We start from the raw sequence: 23903 nt of genomic DNA, 5'->3' as shown, positions 1-23903 counted from the left end.
ACTATGAACTCAATAATGAATGCGTTTTTCCTCAAAAGTCTCCGTCCGTATTTTAACTTTCCCGGTTTATCACTTCCTGGCACACTTAATTCCGGTCTCTGGCTTGATGAAAAAATTGACGCCCTGCAGCACAACATTTCAGTGGAAGTGGCAGATTATCTGGAACGTTACCCGCAGACGAAACATGTAGACGTTTACCTGAACGATATCAACGGCACGATGCGCGGCAAGCGTCTGTCGGTGGAGAGCATGCTGAGCCTGGAAAAAGGCTGTTATTTTCCCCTTTCGGTCTACTCGATGGATCAGAAAGGAAAAATCGCCGCCCCGCTGCATGATGAGCCGGACCGACTCTGCGTTCCTGTCGCCGGCTCCCTGCGCCCCTGCCTGCAAGATCCGCAGCACAACGCGCAGATCCTGCTGACGATGAAGGACAGCGACGACACCCCCTGCCCGCTTGAGCCGCGCGTGATACTGCAGAACGTGCTGGCCCGCTTCCACCAGCACGGCCTCTTCCCGGTGATTGCCCCGGAAATCGAGTTCTATCTGACGGGACATGACAATCGGGATCCGCAAAATCAGGGCTGTTTTCATATGGATACTACGACGGCCCAAGCGGCACTGTTTGACGAGCTGGAACAGCTGGCGCACCTGCAGCGCATCCCGCTGTCCGGGATCGTGGCGGAAGCCGAGTCCGGTCAGTACGAATTAAACCTGAAGCACAGCCATCGCGTCGTTGAGGTCTGCGATAACGTGCTGGCGCTTCGTCGCCTGACCCGTTACGTTGCCGAAAAGCACGGCCTGCAGGCCAACTTTATGGCGAAGCCTTTCAGCCAGCTGTCCGGCAGCGGTTTGCACTTCCATTTCAGCCTGAACAATCGTCACGGCGAAAACGTCTTTGCTTCCCCGGTGAACGCGCTTAACAGCATGATGCGTTTGTGCATCGCGGGGCAGCTGGCGCTGATGCCCGCCTCCGTCGCCATTCTTGCGCCGGGCGTCAACGCGTTTCGTCGCCTGCGTAAAAACCTGACGGAGCCCGTATTTAACTCCTGGGGCTATAACACCCGCTCCGCCGCCCTGCGTATTCCCTGCTCGGATGACCACAACCGTCGTATCGAGTACCGGCTGGCCGGGGCCGATGCCAATCCCTATCTGGTGGCAGCCACTATCCTGACCGGCATGCTGTACGGGCTGGAAAACATCGACGACGAGGATTTGCCCGAACCGCAGCATGATGAACCCGCGCTGCCGCTGTTTCAGCAGGAGGCGATTGAGACCTTTGCCCGCTGTCAGTACCTCACCGACAGCCTGGGCGACGCTTTTTCCGAACAGTGGGTCGCCAGCAAGCTCTCTGAACTCGACTGGTTTGAGCGCATCGTGACCCGAGAGGAGTCACAGCTGGCATAAGGCATAAAAAAGCCCGCTCGATGAGCGGGCCGGATAACGCGAGGAGCAATTACTTCTTACGCGCGTACTTCAGTGAATCCAGCGCAACCGCGAAGATAATGATGGCGCCTTTGATGATGTACTGCCAGTACGGGTTCACGCCGATATAGGTCAAGCCGTAGTTGATGACGGTGAAAATGATCACACCGGTCACCACGCCCAGTACCGTACCCACGCCGCCGCTGAAGGAGACGCCGCCCACCACGCAGGCTGCGATCGCATCCAGCTCGTACATGAAGCCGAGGTTGTTGGTTGCAGAGCCGATACGGCCCGCTTCCAGCATCCCGCCGAAGGCGTAGAACACGCCGGACAGGGCATAAATGATGAGCAGGTTCAGGGCAACGTTCACGCCGGACACTTTCGCCGCTTCCGGGTTACCGCCGATAGCGAAGATGTTTTTACCAAAGCGCGTTTTGTTCCACAGGATCCAGACGAAGGCCACCGCAATCAGCGCATAGAAGGTGATATACGACAGGCGGAAGCTGCCCAGCGCGATGAACCCTTGCGTAAAGGTCGAGAAGCCGCTGTCAAAACCCGAGATGGGGGAAGCACCGACAAAGTCGTAGTACAGGGAGTTGATACCGTAAACGATGATCATCGTACCCAGCGTGGTGATAAACGGCGTCACGTTCAGGTAGGCGATAATAATACCGTTGATCAGACCAATCACCGCACCGATGGCGCAGACAATCAGGATCACCACGAAAATCGGCATGGTGGCCATTTCCGGGAAGACCTTGTTGGCATTTTCCATCGACTGCAGCAGGGTTGCCGCGATAACCGCCGCCAGACCCACCTGACGACCGGCAGAAAGGTCCGTCCCCTGGGTCACGATCAGGCCCGCCACGCCCAGCGCAATGATAATACGCACGGAGGACTGGGTCAGAATGTTACTCAGGTTCAGCAGGCTTAAGAACGTAGGGTCCTGGAAAATGATGATAGCCAGCAGTACTAAAAGAACAACGTAAATACCGCCTTCTTTCAGGTAAGTGAGAAAACTTTTTTTATTTAACGCACTCATGAGGAGCCCCTGATCTTAAAGGTGCAAAGACGCAAGACGCAAAATTTCGTTTTGCGTTGTCGTTTTGGTGTCAACAATACCGGCAACGAGACCATTGCTCATAACCAGAATACGATCCGTGATCCCTAACAATTCCGGCATTTCGGAAGAAATAATAATGATCCCTTTATTCTTTTTCGCCAGCTCGGCAATCAGCTGATAAATTTCAAACTTCGCGCCGACGTCAATACCGCGGGTCGGTTCATCCAGCATCAGAATTTCTGGCTGGGTTAATAACCAACGTCCGATAATGACTTTCTGCTGGTTACCGCCTGACAGCGAACCAATTTGGGTGCGGTGTCCTGGCGTTTTCACGCGCATGGAGTCAATAACCCATTGGGTATCACTCTTCATGCGGGAGTTATCCAGCAGCCCGACTTTGTTTTTGTAATTGCGAATGTTAGAAATTAACGAGTTAAAGTTAATATCCAGATAGGCATAAATACCGGTCGAACGACGCTCTTCCGTCACCAGCGCAAAACCATTATTAATGGCTTCGTTGGCGTTGTGGTTGTTAATTTTCTTACCGTGCAGCGTAATAGTGCCTTCGGCTTTCTCACGGATACCGAACAGAGTTTCCACGATATCGGTACGTTTTGCCCCGACCAGACCGGCAATCCCCAGGATTTCGCCCTGGTGCAGGTCGAAGGAGACATCGCGAATAGACGGCTGACGTAACGAGGTCAGATTACGTACTTCCAGGATCACTTCGCCCGGCTTGTTTTCTTTGTCCGGGAAGCGCTGGTTAAGGGAACGGCCGACCATCATGGCGATGATCTTGTCCATGTCCAGCCCTTCCAGCGGCTGCGTGGCAATCCACTGACCGTCGCGCAGAATGGTAATCTCATCGCACAGCTGGAAGATCTCTTCCATTTTGTGGGAGATATACACAATGCCGCAGCCGCGATCTTTTAGCTTACGAATAATGGTAAAAAGGTGATTAACCTCTTTTTCCGTTAATGACGATGTCGGTTCGTCCATGATGACGATTTTCGCATCATAGGAGAACGCTTTGGCGATTTCGATCATCTGCATCTGGGAGACGGATAATGTTCCCACGCGGGCGCGCGGATCGATATCAATATCCAGCTCATCAAAAATCGCTTTGGTGTCGCGATACATTTTGTCCTGATCGACAAAGACACCCTTGGTTGGATAACGCCCCAACCACATGTTATCCATGACTGAACGCTGCAGCACCAGGTTTAATTCCTGGTGAACCATCGAGATACCGTTTTCCAGTGCTTCTTTCGCTGAATGGAAATCGATCTCTTTCCCCTGAAAAAGAATGCTGCCAGAATCTTTTTGATAGATCCCAAAAAGACATTTTAATAATGTTGATTTACCCGCACCGTTCTCCCCCATCAGGGCATGAATAGAGTGAGGACGAACTTTTAAATTAACATTATCGAGTGCCTTAACGCCGGGAAATGACTTGTTGATACCGCTCATTTCCAACAGGTATTCACCGGATGACTGAGTATTTGTGCTGACCATAATTATACCTTGTTGGCCTCGCATATCGCGTTATAAAAGGGCGCAACGAATTGCGCCCAGTGGAGACAGTACCGCTAACTTATTTACCGATAAACTCAGCCAGGTTGGACTGGTCTACGCCCACGTAAGGTACGCGAACGATTTTGTTTTCAATTTTCCAGCTGGTGCCATCGGCCGCGCCTTTGCCATCGGCCAGGTTTTTCGCCAGATCGAAGGTCGCTTTCGCCTGGTTGTTGGCATCGTTCAGAACGGTACCGGCCATCGCACCGGATTTAACCAGCGCCAGCGCTTCTGGCAGTGCATCTACGCCGAACACAGGAATGGAGGATTTGTTGTGTGCTTTCAGCGCTTCTACCGCACCCATTGCCATCGCATCGTTGTTCGCGATAACCACTTCGATTTTGTTTGCGTTAGGGCCGGACAGCCACGCGTCCATTTTATCTTTCGCCTGAGCGGTATCCCACATCGCGGTATCTAACGCCAGCTGCTGGGTTTTCAGACCCTTGTCGTTCAGCTCTTTGATAACGTAGGTGGTACGGGCTTCAGCATCCGGGTGGCCGGGTTCGCCTTTCAGCAGCACGAACTGAATCTGACCGTCTTTGTTCAGGTCCCAGTTCGGGTTCGCCGCCCAGTGTTTCGCGATCAGATCGCCCTGAATAATACCGGACTCTTTGGAGTCGGTACCGACGTAATACGCTTTGTCGTAGCTATCCAGCGCTTTACGGGAAGGTTCTTTGTTGAAGAAGACGATTGGCACGTTCTGGCCGCGCGCTTTTTCAATAACCGTGCCTGCTGCAGCCGGGTCAACCAGGTTGATGGCCAGGGCTTTCACGCCTTTCGCCAGCAGAACGTCGATCTGGTCGTTCTGTTTGGACTGGTCGTTCTGGGAGTCGTTCATCAGCAGCTGAACGTCTGGCGCTGCTTTCGCATCTTTCTCAATCGCTTTACGTACAACAGACATGAAGTTGTCGTCGTATTTATAGATGGTCACACCAATACGGGTATCCGCAGCGTGCGCTGCTGCACCAAAAAGCATGCTTGCCATTACGGCAGACAGGGTCAACACCTTCTTATTCATGGTATCTCCGGTTTTTTTATGCAGGGTAGTTCTTGTGAATAACGATCGGCGGGCAGGTGTTAATAAAACGTTACTGACAGCCGAAGTTCACTTATAAAATTTCTATCTTCCGTGTTCGGTAACGCTCCAGAAATGCGTTTTATTCGTTGTTTGCGGCACATTGGCTATAGTGAAAGTGAATAATCACCGTTACATAGCGTTTCAGCCTCTAAAACGCTGACATCATAGTCAGCGCCTTGTTAAGATACTGTGAATTTACTCACAGATTGAAAACGGTTACATCACCTCAAGTAATCAGTTAGTGATCGGAACCACAATTTGCCGGGCCGCGACGGAGTGCCGACGCACCAAAGTCGGCATGAAACAGTGCGTTGCGCCCGGATCCAGCAGCCCTGCAGCCCCCTGTAACGCCAGCTCAGTCGCCAGTTTCGCCATAGAGGCAATGGGGTAACGCACCGTTGTCAGCTGCGGGTCGGTGTAACGGGCAATCGGGATATCATCAAAACCAATGAGTGATAAATGCTGTGGCACCGCAATGCCGTTATCCTTCAGCGCCGTCAGGGCGCCTGCCGCCATGCTGTCGTTATAGGCAAACACCGCAGTAAGCTGCAGGTTGCGGCCCAGCAGCTCCACCATCGCCGCCTCACCGCCCTGCATGTCCGGTGTACCTGTGCCTGTCCAGCTTTCTGACGGCGTAATGCCGTGCTCTTTCAGGGCGTTTTGCCACCCCTCGCGCCGCAGGTCGTCATCTTCAATATGATGGCTGGAGGCCAGATAACCGATCCGCTGATGCCCGTTGTTGATGAGCATTTTCGTCGCCATCATGGCGCCGCTGACGTTATCCAGCCCGACGCAGCGATGGGCATAGCCGGGAACGATGCGGTTGATCAGTACCATGCCCGGGATCTGATCCATAAAGCCGGTTAGCTCTTCATCGCTCAAGGCTTTTGAATGGACAATCAAGGCGTTACAGCGCTGGCGGATCAGCACTTCGATGGCATGGCGCTCCTTTTCCGCCTCATGATAGCTATTGCCGATCAGGACATATTTTTGATGCTGCTGGGCGACCACGTCGACCGCTTTGACCAGCGCGCCGAAAAAGGCATCCGATACATCCATCACCACCACGCCGATGGTGTCGCTGACCTGCGTCGCAAGCGCCTGGGCATTGGCATTTGGCCGGTACCCGAGCTGGGTCACGGCTTTCATTACGGTTTCACGGGTTTCAGGGCTGACCAGCGCGCTATTGTTCAGCACGCGTGAGACGGTAGCCACAGAAACGCCCGCCTGACGGGCGACGTCACGAATGGTGATCATATTCACCATCCTTCAAAGGATTGCAGCAACTCACAGACACCCCCTGTGTTTAGCAAGGTGGCTATTTTGGCAGCGAGAGAAAGGGGACTACGTGAAGAAGCTCACACTCATGAAAACGCTTACATCCGTTTTGTTAATGATTGTGATCCAGATCGTTATCTGGATGTGTTCCTCAATGATACCCCTGAAGCATGTGCGGTTAACTGACGCCACACCCACTCCAGCGGTCCCTGGCGGAAATAGCGTAGCCAGAGAACAGAAAACGCCAGGTTAATCACCCAGACCGGAATAACAAACGCCAGCAGCATGAGGCGGTCGAATTTCATAAACAGGCCAAGATGATAGAAAAGCGTGGTGCAGAGAAGCGTTTGCAGGAGGTAATTGCTCAACGCCATGCGGCCTACGCAGGCGATAGCGCTGACGATCCACAGGCGGGAAAGCGTTGGCCAGAAGCCATAGATCAACGCCGCGTATCCGATGGTCTGGAACGGCGCGCTCAGTTCGCGCGGCACCTGGAGCAGGAACGCGCACCAGCGGTAATCCCAGTGGATGTGCCACTGCGTGATTATCGCCGGGAGGTTAATCAGCACGCCGATCAGCACCAGCCCGACACCTGTTCGCCGATAGTGACGCAGGCTGAACTCCCCTTTCAGCCAGCCGGTGCGCATCAGTGACGCCCCCATCAGCATCATGCCCGCCAGCTGCCAGCCGTATTGCGCGCCCAGCGCAAGGAGGTTATCCCCCAGCATATCCGCGCGGTTGCTTATCGCTTCCGTACCGCCTTTCAGCTTCCAGTACTGTTCGTACTGCAGGTTAGCGGCATCCGGGATCCAGGAACGGTTCGTCGCCTCGCCGGAGATCATCCCCAGCAGCAGCAGGACCCCAAGCCCCATGACATAGAGCATCACGCCGGTGTTAAACAGGCTTTTTACGCTGTGCGCATCGCGAATCAGACGCCAGCAGATGAGCCCGACTAACCCATACGCGAGAAGAATATCGCCGTCCCAGAAGAAAAGGCCGTGGATAAAGCCGAGGAGAACCAGCAGCGTCAGGCGCGACTGGATCCAGCGCGTACCGCGTTTGAGGAGGAGTTGCAGACCTGCACCAAACAGCAGGGCAAACAGCGTGAGGAATTTAACCTGCGCGAAGAGATCGAGGACAGCCCAGGTCCAGGCATCACTGCGCGTGATGTCGCCATACCAGGCAGGATTGAGATAAGCCGCCTTCGGCAGGCCGAAGGCGCTGATATTAAGCAGCAGGATACCGAGAATGGCGACGCCGCGAACAAAATCGAGCGTGACGTTTCGCTCCATGGTTCCTGCCCTGTAAGACTTAGTTGTGGTGACGTACGGCGCGCAGGAACTCCTGGCGGGTATTCTGGCTCGATTTAAACAGGCCGCCCAGCGACGTGGTGGTCGTTGCACTGGTCGCATCACGCACGCCGCGCGCCTTCACGCAGTAGTGAACCGCGTCGATAGAGACGGCCACGTTATTGGTGCCCAGCAGCGTTTGCAGCGCGGTCAGGATCTGCTGCGTCAGACGCTCCTGCACCTGCGGACGCTGAGCAAAGAACTGCACGATGCGGTTGATTTTCGACAGGCCAATCACCGTATCTTTTGGGATATACGCCACGGTCGCTTTACCGTCGATGGTCACGAAGTGGTGTTCGCAGGTGCTGGTCAGCGTGATATCGCGTACCGTCACCATTTCATCCACTTTCATCTTGTTTTCAATGACGGTGATTTTCGGGAAATTGGCGTAATCCAGCCCGGAGAAAATTTCGTCGACGTACATTTTCGCGATGCGGTGCGGCGTCTCCATCAGACTGTCGTCACTCAGATCGAGATTCAGCAGCTCCATGATCTCGGTCATATGACCGGCAATCAGACGCTTGCGGGTTTCATTGTCCAAATCCTGTACGGGCGGACGCAGTGGCGTTTCAAGACCGCGCGCAACCAGGGCTTCGTGGACCAGGGCAGCTTCTTTACTGAGTGATGACATTTTGTTCTCCTGCAGGTGTGGCGTCTTTTGCCCTCGTTGTGGCAAAAGTATGCGCTCATTGTGCGTGAGGCGGCGCACATAATCCAGTATTCACGACGATAATTATTGCAATTGCTGTTGCCTTTCAGCGTGACGATTCCAGACCAGCGCTCCGCCGACGAACAGCGCAACGCCCGCCAGCCCCAGCGCGGACTCCAGCCGGTGGGTAAGCCAGGTTGATAACGCCGAGGTCATCGGGCCAATCAATTGACCAATCGCATACCCGGTGGTGAGCAGGCCTGCCATATAGCGCGTATGGTTTGGCGCCAGCTCGCGGCCGTATAAAAGAGAGAGCTGCACGGCACACAAAAAACCGCCGCCCACCAGCAGCCCGCCCGTCAGCAAACCGCCAATCCCCGGCAGCAGCCAGGCCGCCAGCACGCCAGCCCCCTGTAACCACAGCACGATAGCCAGCCTGCGGTTCGCCGTTGAGGTATGGCGTAAAAGAATACTGAGCGCAATGCCCACCACGGCGGCGATACCAAAAATCGGCCAGACAAACTGGGCGAACAGGCTGCCGGGAAAACGCACCGCAGCCATTTGCGACAGAAATGTCGCCGGGAGGATATAGCCAAACCCGGCCAGGCTGTAGCTCCAGACCAGGCGCTTTAAATCCGCCGTCAGCACCAGCGGCTCCGGCGCGGTGCCGGGGCGATGGAGCTGCCCGGATCGCGGCAGGTAGCGCGCCACCAGCGCAATCAGCACCAGAGCCAGCACGCCGTAGATTTGCCATGCCGCCCCGGCCGAAAGGGATTTCGCCTGGATATAGACGGCGAGCAGCCCGCTCAGGGCAATACCCGCCCCTGGCCCGGCAAACACGGCGGCGCTCAGGCCCGGTTTACCCAGCTGCCCCAGCCGTTCGTTGGTCCAGGCGGCAATGAGTACCATCGACCAGCCGCTCATGCAGCCAATCACGAAGCGCAGCAGGCCGTGCACGACGGCGTTATCCGCCGCCGCGGAGAGCAGCGTCAGCGCAACCGCGCCGGTGATGCCAAGCCAGAGGCGCGTTTCCACAAAGCGGTGCGCGCGCATGGCATCCCATGCGCCCACCAGATAGCCCAGATAGTTCATCGCCGCCACCAGACCCGCGCTGGTCAGCGTAAGCTGCCCGGCAGCAATCATGAGCGGCACCTGAGGCGTAAAGGCAAAGCGCCCTATTCCCATCGCCACCACCAGAACGACAAATCCACTGAGCGCAATACGCAGCGCCATGACCGCTCCAATTGTTAAAGAAAAGTAAATTTATGATGCAGCATCTCGCCGTCTGGCGAAAGTGAAAGTTACTCACAGGTCAATGAAAAGGCTGTATTATGGTTTTTATGAATACGCATTCTCATTAAGGAGCCCTGCATGGAACTGCTCGAAGAGCACCGTTGTTTTGAAGGTCGACAGCAGCGCTGGCGGCATGACTCCACCGTCCTGAACTGTGCGATGACGTTCAGCATTTTCCTGCCGCCGACGGAAAATCCGCCGGTTCTGTTCTGGCTTTCAGGCCTGACCTGCAACGACGAAAACTTCACCACCAAAGCGGGCGCGCAGCGACTTGCCGCCGAGCTGGGTATTGCGCTGGTGATGCCTGATACCAGCCCGCGTGGTGATGATGTAGCCGACGATGCAGGATACGACCTGGGTAAAGGCGCCGGGTTTTATCTCAATGCGACCGAGCAGCCGTGGGCAGGCCACTACCGCATGTATGACTACATTCGCGACGAGCTGCCCGCGCTGATTCAGTCCGGGTTTGCGGTAAGCGACCGCTGCGCCATCAGCGGACACTCTATGGGCGGTCACGGGGCGCTGATCATGGCGTTAAAAAATCCGGGAAAATACGTCAGCGTGTCGGCATTTGCGCCAATTGTGAACCCAACGCAGGTGCCATGGGGGCAAAAAGCTTTCACAAATTATCTGGGTGAAGATGAAGCAAAATGGCAGGAATGGGACAGCTGTGCGCTAATGCTGGACAGCAGCTCGGCAAATGCGATCCCGATGCTTGTCGATCAGGGCGATGCGGATCAGTTCCTCGCCGGGCAGCTACAGCCTGCGGTGCTCGCAGAAGCGGCACGCCAGAAGGACTGGCCGCTGACGCTGCGCATTCAGCCGGGGTATGACCACAGCTATTACTTCATCGCGTCATTTATTGAGGATCATCTCCGCTTCCATGCGGAGCATTTGTTTGGGTAAGTGCGAGTGTGTGCGCTCTGATGCCCTCACCCTGGCCCTCTCCCACAGGGAGAGGGAACAAATACTAAAAACGGCAACTTACGTTGCCGTTTTGCTTTTACCCTGGCCGCATCAGAACTTGTAATCCACACCGACAAAGTAGCGACGGCCATCTTCCGTATAGCTGTAATCGTCGCGGCTCAGATCTTTATCCAGCAGGTTCTGCACGCCCGCGCGCAGCTTCACGCTTTTCGTCGCCTGCCACGCGGCGCCGGTATTCCAGATGACATAGCCACCCGGCGTTGCTGCACTGCTGGTCAGCGCGCGTTTCTCACCGGTGTAGTTGCCCTGAACGTAGAACGACCAGTCCTGCGTTGCCTTCCAGTCAACGGTACCGTTGGCGGTGTGGAACGGCAAATCGGACAACGGCTTGTTGCCGCCGTTGCTGATATCACGTCCGTCGTTGTAGGTGTAGTTAAGGGTCACTTTCCAGTCGTCCGCCAGCGGGAATTTCAGCTCGGTTTCCACCCCGCGGATGCGCGCCTTGTTAACGTTGTAGTAGCGGAAAATCGGCTCACCGTCCGCATTCAGTCCAACATAGTTAGGGTAGCCCTGGGCCTGTTTTGCATTGGCCGTACGGCTGATGCTGATGCGGTCATCCACGTTATTCTGGAAGGTGGTGACGCTGGCCTGCACGCCCTCTAACCAGCCTTCTTCCCCGCTGTAGTACAGACCGAATTCGAAGCTCTCGCTGGTTTCTGGTTTCAGATCCGGGTTACCGACAATCTCACAGGCACCGCGACACGAGCCGGTGACCCAGTCCGGGCTAAGCTGCAGCAGCGACGGCGCTTTAAACGCGGTGGCCCAGCCCCCTTTCACCGTTACGGTATCGGTCGCGTTGTAAACCAGATAGGCTCGCGGGCTCCAGTGGTCACCGTAGGTATCATGGTCATCCATACGGATGCCGGTGGTCAGCGCCAGAGGTTCAAAGATACGCCACTCATCTTCAAGGAACAGGGCATACTGGCTTGTCGAGGTACTGCTGCTGGAACCGCCCGTCAGGTTGACCGGATCCTTCAGCTTATCGTGACGCCATTCCCCGCCGAAGGTCAGCAGCTGGTTGATTTCGCCCAGAGGCAGCACGTATTTCCCGTCCACCGCGTTGCTCTCGGAGGTAATCGGATTGCTGTTGCCCGGGTTTTTGTTATCCACCTTTTCGCCGTAAACCTTCAGCTCGCTGTTGCCGACGCCCCAACGGCCGTTGTGGCTGAGAGAGTAGTTCTGACGCTCAAGGCGGTTTTTATCGAGGGAATCCGAGTCGCGATCCTGACGGTCGAAGCCGTAGCCCGCCGTAAAGTCGTGGTTTTCAGACGGTGTCCAGGCGAACTCCACATTCGCATCGCGGCTGGTGAAGCCCTCAATGCGCGGCGTTTCACCACTCGCCGTGGTAGAGGACTTCTGCTGACCGTCTTTCTCACGCTTCGCGAGGCTACCGTAGGCTTTCAGCCCCAGCAGGCCGTCCACCAGCGGACCGCTGGTATAGAACTGCCCGTTGTAGGTGTCTCCACGGTCCCGGTGCTCCTGAATCGTGGAATCGGCGCTCAGGGTGCCCGTCCATTTCTGGCCGATTTTTTTGGTGATAATGTTCACCACGCCGCCCAGCGCATCGGAACCGTAAAGAGAAGACATCGGTCCGCGTACCACTTCGATTCGTTCGATGGCGTCAACCGGCACCCAGTTGAGGTCGAAATCATTATGGCGGAATACCGCGTTACGCGAGTTGACGCGCTTGCCGTCGATCAGGATCAGCGTATAGCTGCTGTCCAGTCCACGAATACTTACCCCTTTACGGTTGTCCCCTTCGCTCGTGAGCTGAACGCCCGGCACCTCCCGTAACACATCTTTCAGATTCTGAACGGGTTTGCGCTGCAAATCTTCCTGGCTAATCACGCTGATGCTTGCCGGGGCGTCTTTCAGGTTTTGCTCGGTCGCGGAGGCCGTTACAACCATTGTGTCGCCGGATTCCGCTGCGATAACAGGCAGGGCCAGGGACATTGCGGACGCACAAAGTCCTCCCCTGACGAAGGGATTCAACCTAAACATTCCATATCTCCATGAGGTAAATACAACTAAATCAAATCATCATTGCTCACAGCGTCTTCCTTGCCGCCCACATCTGCGGTGGGTCGGTGACACGCTTATTTTTGATAACGATAAAGCAAACGATAATTATTATCAATTAAATTGTTAAGAAATATATCTTTGTATCAGAATGCGGGAATAAAAAAACCCGCTCGAATGAGCGGGTTAAAAGAGAGGAAGTGCGGTTATTGTTTAAATCGTTCCGGGAATTCCATTTCACTGTAGCGAACGAATTTTGTTCCTTTCGTCAGCTTGTAGCCAAACCAGATGACGAGGAACAGCGGAATACCAATGTAGGTCGCCGTGACGGCGCCCCAGTCAATGGTGTCCGCCAGGAACGCTTCATAGTTCTGTCCCAGCGTAATGATCAGGCACAGAATGAAGGCGAAAATAGGACCCAGCGGGAAGAAGCCGGAGCGATACGGCAGCGAGTTAATATCGTGCCCCTGCTTGACGAAACCGCGGCGGAAACGGTAGTGGCTAATAGCTATCCCCAGCCAGGCAATAAAGCCCGTCATCCCGGACGTGTTAAGCAGCCACAGGTACACCGTCTGGTTGCCAAACATGGAGGTCAGGAAGCACAGACCGGCAATCACCGTTGTGGCGTACAGCGCGTTACGCGGCACACCGCCACGGGACAGTTTCGCAAAGATACGCGGCGCCTTACCGTCGCATGCCAGCGTGTAGAGCATACGGGTGGACGCGTACATCCCGGAGTTACCGGCTGAAAGCACTGCGGTCAGGATAACGGCGTTCATCACCGCCGCGGCCGAAAGCAGACCGGCGTGCTGGAAGACCAGCGTGAACGGGCTGACGCTAATGTCTTTTACGTCATTACGCAGCAGGCTTGGATCGGTGTACGGGATGATCAGGCTGATAATCAGGATCGCGAACACATAGAACAGCAGGATACGCCAGAATACCTGACGGACCGCACGCGGAATATTTTTCTCCGGATTCTCTGACTCACCGGCGGCGATACCAATCAGCTCGGTCCCCTGGAAGGAGAAGCCGACAATCATCGCCACGCCAATCATCGCCGAAAGGCCACCGGCAAACGGCGCATCGCCTATCGCCCAGTTACTCCAGCCCGCAGGTTCTGCGCCTTTGAAAATACCAACGATCATCGCCACACCGACGACGATAAAGATGATGACGGTTGCCACTTTGATCAAAGAGAACCAGTATTCCGCTTCGCCGAAACCGCGCACGGAGATGTAGTTCAGCAGGAAGATGACGGCCAGGAACAGGGCGCTCCAGATCCAGCCCGGCGTATCCGGGAACCACCAGTTCATCACCAGCTGTGCGGCGACAAGGTCAACGGCGATAGTGACCGCCCAGTTGTACCAGTAGTTCCAGCCCAGCGCGAAGCCGAAGCCTTCTTCAACGTATTTTTGACCGTAGGTCGAGAACGAACCGGATACCGGCATGTACGCGGCCAGTTCGCCGAGACTGGTCATCAGGAAGTACACCATCAGGCCAATCAGGATATAAGAGAAGAGCGCCCCACCCGGGCCTGCTGCCGAAATCGTTGCGCCAGAGGCAACGAAAAGACCTGTACCGATTGAGCCGCCAATGGCGATCATCGTCAGGTGACGCGCCTTGAGTTCACGACGTAGCGTGGGCGCTTCTGTGGTTTTAATTTCTGAAACCATATGAAAATGCTGTCCATTTAATAAATGAGGCGCGATTGTAGCAGACGATCCGCGTTCCTTCCGGCAGAAATACTCAGTTATAAGAGAGCTTCATGACTCGGCCAGGATTATAAGTAAAGCATAAAAACGTGGGGTGACAGGCGCGCGTAGCCCCGGTAAGCGAAGCGCCACCGGGAAACGTTAAATGGCGCAGTAGCGCAGAAAACGCTGCAGAGAGCTGGAAAGGTGTTTCTGACGATGATGGATGCACCATAGCGTGCGCACCAGTTTCGGCAACGGAACCGGGATTTCAACCAGCGACCCCGTCTCAAGCTGTTCGGCAATGACGCGCCGGGAAAGACAGCTGATCCCCAGGCCATGACGCACCGCGTGCTTGATAGCCTCAGAGTTCCCAAGCTCCATCCCTAACTGGAAATGCGGCAGATGGGAAAGCAGCAGATAATCGACAATTTCACGCGTGCCGGAGCCCTGCTCGCGCAGGATCCACTGCGCCTGTGCCAGGCGCTCCAGCGTCACCTCGCCCTGCAATAACGACGAGGCCGGGGACGCAAACACCACCAGTTCATCTTCCAGCCAGGGCTCGGCAATGATATCGACGTTATGGCAGGGCCCTTCGATGAGGCCGATATCCACGCGGAAATCGATCACCGCGTTGATAACGTCCTGGCTATTGCCCACGCTCATCTCCAGCGGCAGGGTCGGGAAATCCCGGCGGTAGCGGGCAATCACTTCCGGCAGGATGTAGTTCCCAATGGTGCTGCTGGCGTAGACGCGGATCGCACCGTTGTCTTCGCGGAACAGCTGTTCGATTTCGATAGCCTGCTCCAGCAGCGCCAGCGCGCGTGGATAAAGAAGACGACCGTGCTCGTTGACTACCAGTCGCTTCCCTACCCGGTCGAACAGCTGCACGCCCAGCTGTCCTTCAAGATCGGTCAACGCCGCGCTTACCGCAGACTGCGAGAGCGCCAGCATTTGTGACGCCTGGGTCGTCGAGCCGCTTTTCAGCACCTCGGCAAACACTTCCAGCTGACGCAATGTAATGTGCATGGTTGCTTACCACTTATATAGATTGATTATAAGTATATAATCAATTTTATTTTTAAGCCAGAGCGCCGTAACCTTTAGCCAGACAAAGGAGAAGGTTATGTCAGAAATCACCTTACAACATCATCGTACAGTTTGGCACTTCGTGCCGGGCCTCGCGCTTAGCGCAGCAGTGACCGCAGTAGCATTATGGGGCGGCAGCATCCCGGCTATCGCAGGCGCAGGTTTCAGCGCGTTGACGCTGGCCATTTTGCTGGGCATGGTCGTGGGAAATACCGTTTACCCACATATCTGGAAATCCTGCGACGGCGGCGTGATCTTTGCCAAACAGCACCTGCTGCGTCTCGGGATCATCCTTTATGGCTTCCGTCTCACCTTTTCGCAGATTGCGGACGTGGGCGTGAGCGGAATTGCCATCGACGTCCTGACCCTGACCAGCACCTTTTTGCTGGCCTGCTTTATCGGCCAGAAAGTCTTTGGCCTGGATAAGCAAACCAGCTGGCTGATCGGTGCCGGGAGCAGTATCTGCGGGGCCGCGGCGGTGCTGGCAACAGAGCCCGTCGTTAAAGCCGAAGCCAGCAAGGTGACCGTGGCGGTGGCGACGGTGGTGATCTTCGGTACGCTGGCGATCTTCCTCTACCCGGCGATGTATCCGCTGGTTGCCCACTGGTTTAGCCCGGAAACCTACGGCATCTATATCGGTTCGACCATGCACGAAGTGGCTCAGGTGGTGGCGGCAGGACATGCCATTAACCCGGAAGCCGAAAACGCGGCGGTGATTGCCAAAATGCTGCGCGTAATGATGCTGGCGCCGTTCCTGATTTTCCTCGCGGCGCGGGTTAAGCAGCTGGCACCGGCAGGCGGCAGCGAGAAAAGCAAAATCACCATTCCGTGGTTTGCGATCCTGTTCATCGTGGTGGCGATTTTCAACTCCTTCCACCTGCTGCCGAAAGCGGTGGTGGATATGCTGGTGACGCTGGATACCGTGCTGCTGGCGATGGCCATGGCGGCGCTGGGGGTGACCACACACGTCAGCGCGCTGAAAAAAGCCGGTGCCAAACCGCTGCTGATGGCACTGGTGCTCTTCATCTGGCTAATTGTCGGGGGCGGTGCGATTAACCTCGCGGTCCATAGCCTGATGGCATAAACCATCTCGTCCTTCTCCTGCTAACCCGTTATCATAAGCGTTTCGGGTTAGCAGGAGTTTTTTTATGAAATATGTTGGAGCGCACGTCAGCGCTGCAGGTGGCCTTGCGAATGCCGCCATTCGCGCCGCCGAAATCGAGGCGACCGCTTTCGCCCTGTTCACCAAAAACCAGCGCCAGTGGCGCGCCGCGCCGCTCACCGCTGACGTGATTGATGATTTCAAAGCCGCCTGTGAAAAGTATCACTACGGGCCAGGCCAGATCCTTCCCCACGACAGCTACCTGATCAACCTCGGTCACCCGGTTGAAGAGGCGCTGGAAAAATCCCGCGAGGCGTTTCTTGATGAAGTTCAGCGCTGCGAACAGCTTGGGCTGACGCTGCTGAACTTCCATCCGGGAAGCCATCTGATGCAAATCGATGAAGATGCCTGCCTGGCGCGCATTGCCGAATCCATCAACATCACGCTGGACAAGACCAAAGGCGTCACCGCGGTAATAGAGAATACCGCCGGTCAGGGCAGCAACCTCGGCTTTAAGTTTGAACATCTGGCGGCGATCATCCACGGCGTGGAGGATAAATCCCGCGTTGGCGTGTGCATTGATACCTGCCACGCGTTTGCCGCCGGCTATGACCTGCGTACCACCGAGGCAACGAAAAACACGTTCGATGAGTTCGAGCGCATTGTTGGCTTTAAGTACCTGCGCGGAATGCACTTAAACGATGCGAAAAGCGCCTTTGGCAGCCGCGTTGACCGCCACCACAGCCTGGGTGAAGGCAACATTGGCCACGATGCGTTCCGCTTCATTATGCAGGACGCCCGCTTCGACGGTATTCCGATGGTGCTGGAAACCATTAATCCGGACATCTGGGCTGAAGAGATTGCCTGGCTGAAGGCACAGCAAACCGCTGAACAGGCGGCATAAAAAAAGCCGGGTGCATAATGCAACCCGGCTTTTTTGTGGTTTATCGCTTACGCTGCTTTCGCCACGACTTCCGCTTCAGGACGTTTCAGCACCGCGTATGACAGACCCGCCACCAGCGTACCGGCAACGATGGCCAGCAGGTAGCCCAGCACCGGCGTGATGGCGCCAGGGATAAGCAGCACGAACAGACCGCCGTGTGGTGCCATCAGTTTTGCGCCAATCGCCATGGAGATCGCCCCGGTCACTGCACCACCCGCGATACAGCACGGCAGTACACGCATTGGGTCACGGGCCGCGAACGGAATCGCACCTTCGGTGATGAAGCACAGACCCAGCACCAGCGCGGCTTTACCGCCTTCCTGCTGCGCTTTATCGAACTTACGACGGGCAATAATCGTCGCCAGGCCGAGCGCCAGAGGAGGCACCATACCTGCCGCCATGATCGCTGCCATCGGTGCGTAGGTCTGGGTACTCAGCAGGCCAACACCAAAGGCGTACGCCGCTTTGTTCACCGGACCACCCATGTCGGTACACATCATGCCGCCGAGAATTGCGCCCAGCAGAACCGCATTCGCGGTGCCCATGGTTTGCAGCCAGTGGGTCAGACCCGCCAGGATACCCGCAACCGGCTTACCAATCAGGTAAATCATCGCCAGACCGACCGCCAGGCTGGAAATCAGCGGGATGATCAGAATCGGCTTCAGCGCTTCCATACTCTGCGGCAGCTTGAGCTTCGAGCTGATGAGCTTCGCGACGTAACCGGCCAGGAAGCCCGCGATGATACCGCCGATAAAGCCGGAACCGGTGCTCACGGCCAGCATACCGCCGATAAGCCCCGGCGTCAGGCCTGGACGGTCAGCGATGGAGAAGGCAATAAAGCCTGCCAGAACGGGAACCATCAGTGCGAACGCGGAACCGCCGCCAATCTGCATTAACGCAGCGGCCAGCGTGCCTTGCTCTTTAAACGCGGTAATACCAAATGCGAACGAGAGGGCGATACACAGACCACCTGCAACTACCATCGGCAGCATGTAAGACACACCGGTCAACAGATGGCGATAGGCGCCTGCAGACTCTTTCTTACCTTCCGTCGCGGTTTGACGCGCGCCGGTTGCCTGATACGGCTTCGCTTCCACCAGCGCTTTATCAAACTCCTGCGCGGTCTTTTTCAGCGCCAGGCCGGTAGACGTGCGGTACATTGGCTTACCGGCAAATTTCGCCAGGTCCACTTCGATATCCGCCGCCACAATCACCAGATCGGCCTCAGCCACTTCTTCAGGGGTGATAGCGTTGCCGGCACCGACGGAGCCGCGCGTTTCAACTTTAACCCACCAGCCGCGTTTTTTCGCTTCGGTTTCAATGGCCTCAGCCGCCATGAAGGTGTGAGCTACGCCCGTCGGGCAGGCCGTCACCGCAACAACGCGTTTCGGACCCGTGGCCGCAGCCGGTGCCGTCGCGACAGGCGCGCTGTAGACAGACGCGTGCCCTTTCGCTTCGCTCAGGAACAGTTCCGGATGTGCCACCGCGCGATTAATATCGCCCAGCCACACTTTTTTGCCGTTCAGCGCACTGTCAGCCGGGATGTTGTCGCCCAGGACAATGACCAGTTCGGCATCGCCCGGGTTATCAATGATCTCGAGATGTGCTTTGTTCGCCGCCGCTCCCAGCAAGGTCTTCGCCATATAGGCGCGAGCCTGTCCGAGACCGGAGTCAATGATCAGCAGCGTTTTCATTATTCCTCTCCTGCTGTTAGTTAAAAGGTTTTAAGTCAACGCGCGCCATCATCGCGGCTAACTGGGTACGATCGGTAATACCGACATTGCTCTGGCTTACGGCCAGGGCAGCAACGGCAGTGGCAAGACGTAAAGTATGTTCACTGGATTCACGCATCAGCAGACCATAAATCAGGCCGCCAACCATCGAATCCCCTGCGCCAACGGTGCTGACAACGTCAACCGACGGCGGTTTGGCGATCCATTCGCCAGAAGCGTTAACCCACAACGCTCCTTCTGCACCAAGCGAGATAACCACGTGAGCGATACCCTGCTCGCGCAGCGCATGGGCAGCGTCAATCACATCTTTTAATTCCGGCAGCTTACGACCCGCCCAGATCTCCAGCTCGCGGCGATTCGGCTTCACCAGCCACGGCGAGGCTTTCAGACCGGCAACCAGCGCGTCGCGGCTGCTGTCAAAAATAATGCACGGGCACTGGCTGCGCAGGCGCGTCATCCAGTCGGTAAACGCTTCCGGGCTCACGCCGGACGGCAGGCTGCCGCTGACGCAGACCATGTCAAACTGACCAAGCCAGGTCAGAGAGTCGTTAACAAAACGCTCCCAGTCAGACGGCGTCACTTCGAAGCCAGAGAAGTTCAGATCGGTCACTTCACCATCTTTCTCCGTCAGCTTGACGTTGATTCGGGTGCGGCCCTGAACAACCTGAAAACGGTTGGCAATGCCCAGCTCGCTGAACAGCTGCTGGAAACCATCCTGGTTATCTTTACCGAGGAATCCACCCACGGTGACATCGATACCGAGATCCTTGAGCACTTTCGCGACGTTAATCCCTTTGCCCGCAGCATGGAGGCCAGTGGTACGCACGAGGTTGACTTCGCCGCGCTCAATTTCCGGGCAAAATCCTACCAGGTCATAAGCCGGGTTCAGCGTAATAGTCGCAACACGTCTGCTCATTATGCGCCCTCCCCAAGACCTGCCGCGATGGCGTCGCCAATCGCTTTCAGCGCCTGTTCAGCATCAGCACCCTGCGCGGTGAAACGCAGACGGTGGCCTTTCTTCACGCCCAGCGCGACAACTTTCATCAGACTACGGCCGTTAGCCGGTTTGCCCGTGCCATCAAGATTCGCCACGGTGATCTCACTCTCGAATTGTTTAATGGTATTCACCAGCATGGTGCCCGGACGGGCATGCAGGCCGTGCTCGTTGCGTACCACGAACTCCGCGGTCTGCACGTCTTCGGTCTGCACATCATCGCTGGTCAGCAGTGCCAGCACGGTAGAGGCATCAGCGTTCAGCAGTTTTTCAGCTTGGTTGTTCAGCAGCAGATCGCCAAGACGCTTGAGCACGGAAACCGGCTGCTCATCGTTCATTGCCACGGTCACCAGCATGGCCGCGCGCTCGCCTTCTACGTCAAACGCATTAGCCGCGCGGCTCACGGCGATAGCGCTGCGCAGGTTGCCTTCAGCACTGTCATTCAGCCAGATACCCTGACCCAGATTCAACGGCTTATCGTTAATCACGCGCGTCACAAACGTGGCATCCGCCGCGCCGGCTTCTTTCAGACGACCCGCGTTCAGCGCCTGCAGCGTTACCAGATCGGAGGCAACCACGTCCAGCGTCAGCGTTTCGTTATCCAGCTTCAGCGCTTCGCTCTGTTTTTCGCCCATCAGCAAGGCGCGCAGCTCTTCAGCTGTGGTCGCGGACTTCAGCTGTTCAGCCACATCGTCATCGCTCAGGACATGCGTCAGCTGACGCAGCAGACCTAAGTGTTCGTCGCTGCTGGCCGCGATACCGATAGCCACATACGCCACCTGACCGTCGCCCCAGAGCACGCCCTGCGGGAACTGATAAACCTGAACGCCGGTTTTCAGCACCTGATCGCGGGTGTCGGTTGTGCCGTGCGGAATGGCAATGCCATTGCCGAGGAAGGTTGAGGTCTGCTGCTCGCGGGCCAGCATGCCGTTTACATAGCCGTCCGCGACGTTACCCGCCTGCACAAGCGCAGCGGCAACCTGGCGAATAGCCTCTTCTTTATCCCCGGCCTGAGCGCCCGGGTGGATATCCTGAACAGATAACTGGAACATGGTTCTCCACTCCTGCTGAACTTGAATCGTTTCAGCTTTAATGAGAAAAAATGCGCTAGCCTGCTCCGTTTGTTAAAACAAGATAGCGCTGAAACGTTTCAAAAAGTCTTGCGCTTTCTGCAATGTCTTGCAAGTAAACTCGTATTTGCGATATCAGAATTTAGAGATACAGCACATTTCTTCTTCGTTCAGCTGAATTTTGCTGAAGTTCAGCAAGAAAGTTTCAGCTAAGGTCAGCCGGGTGGGACGGAAGTTGAAATGCCATTTTGATTTTTCGTGGCATCATTGACCGCACCCACTGTTTATTTTTTAGCTGACGGCGTAAACTCCGCCCCTCTCTGCTACTCGCTAATTATAAAACATGCATAACCCCCCTGCGGCCGTCTCGCCGAAGCCCTTTGATTTGACCTCAGCGGCATTCCTGGTTGTTGCCTTCTTCACGGGCATTGCCGGTGCGTTACAGACGCCAACATTGAGCCTATTTCTGACAAATGAGGTTCACGTCCGTCCGGCAATGGTCGGCTTCTTTTTTACCGGAAGCGCCATCATCGGCATCCTGGTCAGCCAGTTTCTGGCGGGACGATCCGACAGAAAAGGCGATCGCAAAAGCCTGATCGTTTTCTGCTGTCTGCTCGGGGTCATGGCCTGCGTTCTGTTTGCCTGGAACCGCAACTATTTCATTCTGCTCTTCGTCGGGGTATTCCTGAGCAGCTTTGGCTCAACGGCGAACCCTCAGATGTTCGCCCTTGCCCGCGAACACGCCGACCATACCGGACGTGAAGCGGTGATGTTCAGCTCTTTCCTGCGTGCTCAGGTGTCGCTGGCATGGGTGATTGGCCCGCCGCTGGCCTACGCGCTGGCGATGGGTTTTGGCTTTACGGTGATGTACCTGAGCGCGGCCGTCGCGTTTGTGGTGTGCGGCGCGCTGGTGTGGTTCTTCCTGCCGTCCATGCGCAAAGAGACCAAAGTGGCAACGGGCGTGCTGGAAGCGCCGCGCCGCAACCGCCGCGATGCCCTGCTCCTGTTTGCTATCTGCACGCTGATGTGGGGCACCAACAGCCTGTATATCATCAATATGCCGCTGTTTATTATTGATGAACTGCACCTGTCGGAGAAGCTGGCGGGCATCATGATGGGCACCGCGGCCGGGCTTGAGATCCCGACGATGCTCATTGCGGGCTATTACGCAAAGCGCTTCGGAAAGCGTTTTTTAATGCGCATCGCCGCCATCGCCGGTCTGCTGTTTTATATCGGTATGCTGACGGTACATACGCCGGGGCTGTTGCTGGCTTTACAGCTGCTGAACGCCATTTATATAGGCATTCTCGCCGGGATAGGCATGCTCTATTTCCAGGATCTGATGCCGGGCCAGGCAGGCTCTGCCACCACCCTTTATACTAATACCACCCGCGTGGGCTGGATTATCGCGGGCTCAATGGCAGGTGTCGTTGCAGAAATCTGGAACTATCACACGGTGTTTTGGATTGCGCTGGTGATGTGCACGCTGACGATCGGCTGTCTGGCGAGGATTAAAGACGTTTAGGGCGCGGTGAGCGCTTCCAGTTCAAGAAGGTACGTCATCGCCTGCCCTCGCGTGCTGCCACACATTTCTGCCGTGGGCTGAAGCCCGGAGCAGACTTTCGGGCGCAGCGGTGAGCCAAAGATCATGCACAGGTTCGTTTCCGAGAGCTGAACGCAGCGGGTATTGGCAGGCTTGCCTAATGAACCATTATTCATAGTTTATGATTAACATTGCTGCAGTTCATATCTGGTTTAATTAATCTATTCTATGCCACGCTAAGTTGATCGTATTATATGTTTCCCAGCCTTTATTCGGCTGTAACTTACTAATTTATCGAAATATATAAAGTCAACCTAATCGAACATCAACACCGTTTCAATCTTAAATTCCAAAACAACATAAACTTCATACAACCATGTACCACATTCTTAGTATTTTCAGCATACTCAGGAAAAACAGTTTGATTGGAAGCAACAATTTAAGAACTAAAAAAAATAACAAAAACAACAAGAATCATCTAATCATTTGACAAACAAATAGAAAGCACAAATAAAATACAAACATGCACACAATGCCGCACGCCACGAAAAAAAATATAAAATTGGAATTGGTTAATTCATTTTTTAAGACTATCAATGAAGGTGGCAAAAACAATCGCCACCTTCTAAGGCATCACTTGTAGATGTCAGCGTTAATAGTCTTATGCTCTTCTTTTCCTTCCTTCGAAGTAATAACGTAGTACTTTCCTCCCTTTTCATCAACCTTTTGCGAAAGATCATCGTCAGACATTGTAAAACCATCTTCAGTCACTGATAACGTTCCAATTTTGGTATATTTACTTGCATTTTCCGCATCAATTTCCTCAGCAGCAAATACAGTAGTATTAAACATTACCATAAAACAGCAGAAATATTTTGCGAGTTTCATTCGATTACTCCAAGTATTGTAGTAGTAGGTAATAATTTCATAGAAGAAAAATCGGTACTTTAAACTTTACGCGTAACGGGTTAGAGCAAACTATTTTTTAATCGACAGAAAATAACACTTGCACAGTATTAGAT

General features: G+C 55.2%; 20 protein-coding genes. 5 read left to right on the top strand and 15 right to left on the bottom strand.

Annotation, left to right across the window (positions count from 1 at the left end):
• Positions 1 to 15 precede the first annotated feature (15 nt).
• The gene (locus USF70_RS19080; RefSeq protein ID WP_232938329.1) at positions 16 to 1404 is read left to right on the top strand and encodes a glutamine synthetase family protein; all 1389 of its coding nucleotides are present in this window, start codon (positions 16 to 18) and stop codon (positions 1402 to 1404) included.
• A 49-nt stretch (positions 1405 to 1453) separates the two neighbouring features.
• Here USF70_RS19080 and mglC read toward each other — a convergent pair whose 3' ends face one another.
• The 7 genes from mglC to USF70_RS19045 form a co-directional block, all read right to left on the bottom strand.
• Positions 1454 to 2464, bottom strand: a complete 1011-nt coding sequence (gene mglC / locus USF70_RS19075; RefSeq protein WP_008500921.1) for a galactose/methyl galactoside ABC transporter permease MglC — start codon at positions 2462 to 2464, stop codon at positions 1454 to 1456.
• 15 nt (positions 2465 to 2479) lie between these two features.
• Positions 2480 to 4000 (bottom strand): galactose/methyl galactoside ABC transporter ATP-binding protein MglA, encoded by a 1521-nt coding sequence (mglA, locus tag USF70_RS19070; protein ID WP_320735911.1) that lies wholly within the window; start codon positions 3998 to 4000, stop codon positions 2480 to 2482.
• A gap of 79 nt (positions 4001 to 4079) precedes the next feature.
• Positions 4080 to 5078 carry a galactose/glucose ABC transporter substrate-binding protein MglB gene (gene mglB / locus USF70_RS19065; protein ID WP_023312468.1) on the bottom strand — a complete coding sequence of 333 codons (999 nt, stop codon included), beginning with the start codon at positions 5076 to 5078 and terminating at the stop codon, positions 4080 to 4082.
• 294 nt (positions 5079 to 5372) lie between these two features.
• The gene (gene galS, locus USF70_RS19060; protein WP_029740403.1) at positions 5373 to 6395 is read right to left on the bottom strand and encodes an HTH-type transcriptional regulator GalS; all 1023 of its coding nucleotides are present in this window, start codon (positions 6393 to 6395) and stop codon (positions 5373 to 5375) included.
• A 155-nt stretch (positions 6396 to 6550) separates the two neighbouring features.
• Positions 6551 to 7708 carry a DUF418 domain-containing protein YeiB gene (gene yeiB, locus USF70_RS19055; RefSeq protein WP_246946447.1) on the bottom strand — a complete coding sequence of 386 codons (1158 nt, stop codon included), beginning with the start codon at positions 7706 to 7708 and terminating at the stop codon, positions 6551 to 6553.
• Between the two features lie 19 nt (positions 7709 to 7727).
• Positions 7728 to 8396, bottom strand: coding sequence for a GTP cyclohydrolase I FolE (folE, locus tag USF70_RS19050; RefSeq protein WP_023312471.1), 669 nt, complete (start codon positions 8394 to 8396; stop codon positions 7728 to 7730).
• Between the two features lie 102 nt (positions 8397 to 8498).
• On the bottom strand, positions 8499 to 9647 hold the full coding sequence (locus USF70_RS19045; protein WP_320735910.1) for a YbfB/YjiJ family MFS transporter: 1149 nt from the start codon (positions 9645 to 9647) through the stop codon (positions 8499 to 8501).
• A gap of 138 nt (positions 9648 to 9785) precedes the next feature.
• Here USF70_RS19045 and fghA point away from each other — a divergent pair, with 138 nt between their 5' ends.
• On the top strand, positions 9786 to 10613 hold the full coding sequence (fghA, locus tag USF70_RS19040) for an S-formylglutathione hydrolase (RefSeq protein WP_320735909.1): 828 nt from the start codon (positions 9786 to 9788) through the stop codon (positions 10611 to 10613).
• A gap of 111 nt (positions 10614 to 10724) precedes the next feature.
• Here the strand turns inward: fghA and cirA are convergent, their stop codons facing one another.
• The 3 genes from cirA to yieE all read right to left on the bottom strand — a co-directional run bounded on the left by cirA (position 10725) and on the right by yieE (position 15436).
• A complete protein-coding gene (gene cirA, locus USF70_RS19035) occupies positions 10725 to 12695 on the bottom strand; it encodes a catecholate siderophore receptor CirA (RefSeq protein ID WP_320735908.1) in 1971 nt (656 codons plus the stop codon).
• Between the two features lie 224 nt (positions 12696 to 12919).
• Positions 12920 to 14389 (bottom strand): amino acid permease, encoded by a 1470-nt coding sequence (locus USF70_RS19030; RefSeq protein ID WP_023336352.1) that lies wholly within the window; start codon positions 14387 to 14389, stop codon positions 12920 to 12922.
• 180 nt (positions 14390 to 14569) lie between these two features.
• Positions 14570 to 15436: a DNA-binding transcriptional regulator YeiE gene (gene yieE / locus USF70_RS19025; RefSeq protein ID WP_023312476.1), complete on the bottom strand. Its 867-nt coding sequence runs from the start codon at positions 15434 to 15436 to the stop codon at positions 14570 to 14572.
• 97 nt (positions 15437 to 15533) lie between these two features.
• Between yieE and USF70_RS19020 the strand changes: the two genes are divergently transcribed.
• Both USF70_RS19020 and nfo read left to right on the top strand, forming a co-directional pair.
• Positions 15534 to 16580 (top strand): YeiH family protein, encoded by a 1047-nt coding sequence (locus tag USF70_RS19020; protein ID WP_033146035.1) that lies wholly within the window; start codon positions 15534 to 15536, stop codon positions 16578 to 16580.
• A 64-nt stretch (positions 16581 to 16644) separates the two neighbouring features.
• Positions 16645 to 17502: a deoxyribonuclease IV gene (gene nfo / locus USF70_RS19015; protein WP_033146036.1), complete on the top strand. Its 858-nt coding sequence runs from the start codon at positions 16645 to 16647 to the stop codon at positions 17500 to 17502.
• 47 nt (positions 17503 to 17549) lie between these two features.
• On the opposite strand, the gene fruA is transcribed toward nfo, so the two are convergent.
• Genes fruA through fruB form a run of 3 tightly spaced genes read right to left on the bottom strand, consistent with a single transcriptional unit; the run spans position 17550 to position 21320 of the window.
• Positions 17550 to 19235 (bottom strand): PTS fructose transporter subunit IIBC, encoded by a 1686-nt coding sequence (gene fruA / locus USF70_RS19010; RefSeq protein ID WP_320735907.1) that lies wholly within the window; start codon positions 19233 to 19235, stop codon positions 17550 to 17552.
• A gap of 16 nt (positions 19236 to 19251) precedes the next feature.
• Positions 19252 to 20190 carry a 1-phosphofructokinase gene (gene fruK / locus USF70_RS19005; RefSeq protein WP_014170919.1) on the bottom strand — a complete coding sequence of 313 codons (939 nt, stop codon included), beginning with the start codon at positions 20188 to 20190 and terminating at the stop codon, positions 19252 to 19254.
• Positions 20190 to 21320, bottom strand: a complete 1131-nt coding sequence (gene fruB, locus USF70_RS19000; protein WP_069303088.1) for a fused PTS fructose transporter subunit IIA/HPr protein — start codon at positions 21318 to 21320, stop codon at positions 20190 to 20192. The genes fruK and fruB overlap by 1 nt, the downstream gene beginning before the upstream one ends.
• Before the next feature lie 361 nt (positions 21321 to 21681).
• Here fruB and setB point away from each other — a divergent pair, with 361 nt between their 5' ends.
• The gene (gene setB, locus USF70_RS18995) at positions 21682 to 22863 is read left to right on the top strand and encodes a sugar efflux transporter SetB (RefSeq protein ID WP_232937625.1); all 1182 of its coding nucleotides are present in this window, start codon (positions 21682 to 21684) and stop codon (positions 22861 to 22863) included.
• Here setB and USF70_RS18990 read toward each other — a convergent pair.
• Positions 22860 to 23057, bottom strand: a complete 198-nt coding sequence (locus USF70_RS18990) for a hypothetical protein (protein ID WP_045143150.1) — start codon at positions 23055 to 23057, stop codon at positions 22860 to 22862. The genes setB and USF70_RS18990 overlap by 4 nt on opposite strands.
• A 457-nt stretch (positions 23058 to 23514) precedes the next feature.
• Positions 23515 to 23769, bottom strand: coding sequence for a DUF1471 domain-containing protein (locus USF70_RS18985; RefSeq protein ID WP_048224133.1), 255 nt, complete (start codon positions 23767 to 23769; stop codon positions 23515 to 23517).
• Positions 23770 to 23903 lie beyond the last annotated feature (134 nt).

This window comes from Enterobacter sp. 237C8 (genome assembly GCF_034106865.1).
Lineage (GTDB): Bacteria > Pseudomonadota > Gammaproteobacteria > Enterobacterales > Enterobacteriaceae > Enterobacter > Enterobacter asburiae_B.
This window is presented reverse-complemented; position numbering and strand designations above follow the sequence as displayed.